This window comes from Acidisphaera sp. S103 (genome assembly GCF_009765975.1).
GTDB lineage: Bacteria > Pseudomonadota > Alphaproteobacteria > Acetobacterales > Acetobacteraceae > Rhodopila.
The window spans coordinates 1-709 of the sequence record NZ_LMUJ01000003.1; the positions used below are offsets into that span (position 1 = coordinate 1).

1 protein-coding gene is annotated in these 709 nt (G+C 52.9%); it reads right to left on the reverse strand.

Annotation, left to right across the window (positions count from 1 at the left end; translation table 11 throughout):
• Positions 1–201 (reverse strand): acyl carrier protein (locus tag GSQ89_RS00035; protein WP_158920650.1); only part of this gene is annotated, 201 nt, incomplete at its 3' end.
• Positions 202–709 lie beyond the last annotated feature (508 nt).

Sequence of the window (709 nt, forward strand, 5' to 3'; positions counted from 1 at the left end):
TGTGTGCATGGTGTCGACTTCCTCCTCATTCAGGGTGACATCAAGGGCGCTCTCGATCGCCAAGATATATTGAATAGCGAGGATTGAATCGAAGCCAGGGATTTCCCGAAAGACCAAAGTGGGACTGTATGGAATGGACGGCTGGCGAAAAACCTCCTGTGCCGTTTGACTGATTGTGGCGGCGTAGGCCTCTTCGCTCATAGGTAATCCCTCGTCGGAATGATTTTGATCAAGATATAGTAGTCATGAACCAAAAAAGCGCACTCCTTCTGGTCCCACGCCGGTCGGCCACGACCTTTTCGTTATCTGTAATCACACAGATGGAATCAAGCCCTAAGTACTACGTCATCGTGAATCGGATACTGGCAAGGGGCATTACACCGCGAGTTTCCGCTCGTTGTTCGATGACGTTCCGATTCGAATCCGGCGCTTGCTCACCTGTCCCTACGAGAATGAGGGCGAAGCAAAGAGCTTCGCCGCCCTCGACCTCGAGGCCGCGATCGTGGCGCTGACGGCTGAACGAAGCGCAGATTGCCGACCTGTTTGATCCCCGACGGAGCAATGTGAGTTGGTGCGTCATTGCACGTTGTCAGATGTACGCTGGTGGGCCTGCTGTAGCGCGACAATCTGGGTGAGAAAATGCGTCAATCAGGATGAGAATTGATGACCGCAACGAGTTCATGATGTTCGGTCTGATTGTCGCTGACAA